The organism is Bradyrhizobium sp. CCBAU 25360 (assembly GCF_028128695.1).
GTDB classification, from domain to species: domain Bacteria; phylum Pseudomonadota; class Alphaproteobacteria; order Rhizobiales; family Xanthobacteraceae; genus Bradyrhizobium; species Bradyrhizobium ottawaense.
In genome coordinates this window covers 1-1,339 of sequence record NZ_LBJA01000014.1, presented here as the reverse complement: position 1 = coordinate 1,339, position 1,339 = coordinate 1, and the positions used below count along the sequence as shown (strand labels likewise).

Sequence of the window (1,339 nt, the reverse complement as noted above, 5' to 3'; positions counted from 1 at the left end):
CTATCCCGTGATGATCAAGGCGTCCGCCGGCGGCGGCGGCAAGGGCATGCGCATCGCGCATTCGACCTCCGAGGTTGCGGAAGGTTTCAACCTCGCCAAGGCCGAGGCCAAGGCCTCGTTCGGCGACGATCGCGTCTTCGTCGAAAAGTTCATCGTCGATCCCCGCCACATCGAGATCCAGGTGCTGGGCGACAAGCACGGCAATGTCGTCTATCTCGGCGAGCGCGAGTGCTCGATCCAGCGCCGCAACCAGAAGGTCATCGAGGAGGCGCCGTCGCCGCTGCTCGACGAGGCCACGCGCCGCAAGATGGGCGAGCAGGCCGTCGCGCTGGCCAAGGCCGTGAATTACGACTCCGCCGGCACCGTCGAGTTCGTCGCGGGGCAGGACAAGAGCTTCTACTTCCTGGAGATGAACACGCGCCTCCAGGTTGAGCATCCCGTCACCGAGCTCGTCACCGGCATCGACCTCGTCGAGCAGATGATCCGCGTTGCCGCCGGCGAGAAGCTCGCCATCGCGCAGAAGGACGTCACGCTGACGGGCTGGGCGGTGGAATCGCGCCTCTACGCCGAAGACCCGTTCCGCAACTTCCTGCCCTCGATCGGGCGGCTCGTGAAGTATCGTCCGCCGGCGGAAGCCAGCAAGGACGGCATCACCATCCGCAACGATACCGGCGTCCAGGAGGGCGGCGAGATCTCGATCCATTACGATCCGATGATCGCCAAGCTCGTCACCCATGCGCCCTCGCGCGCGGCCGCGATCGAGGCGCAGGCGACCGCGCTCGACTCGTTCTATGTCGACGGCATCAGGCACAACATCCCGTTCCTGTCGGCGCTGATGCATCATCCGCGCTGGCGCGAGGGGCGGCTCTCGACCGGCTTCATCGCCGAGGAATTCCCCAAAGGCTTTGCGGTGCGCGTGCCGGAAGGCGAGGTCGCCCGGCGCATCGCCGCGGTCGGCGCCGCCATCGATCACGTGTTGGGGGAGCGCAAGCGCCAGATCTCGGGGCAGATGGGCGGCCGCGTCGTGCAGCGCGAGCGGCGCCGCGCGGTCTGGCTCGACCGCCAGGAGATCCAGCTCGAGGTCGGACGCGAAGGCGAGGCGATCGCCGTGCGCTTCATCGACGCCGAGGGCAAGGCCGGCAATTCGCATCTGCTGGCCTCGCCGTGGAAGCCGGGCGATCCGGTCTGGCAGGGCAGCATCGACGGCCACTTCGTCGCGGTGCAGGCGCGGCCGATCCCGAACGGCATCCGCCTCGCGCATCAGGGCGTCGAGGTCCCCGTCTATGTCTGGACCGAGACGGAAGCGACCTCGGCGCGGCTGATGCCGGTGACGACGGCC

The 1,339-nt window shown here is 68.0% G+C and carries 1 protein-coding gene; it reads left to right on the top strand.

The genetic code is table 11. The annotated features are described in order from the left end of the window. On the top strand, positions 1-1,339 hold a 1,339-nt coding region (locus XH81_RS04780; protein ID WP_271596013.1), incomplete at both ends, for an ATP-binding protein.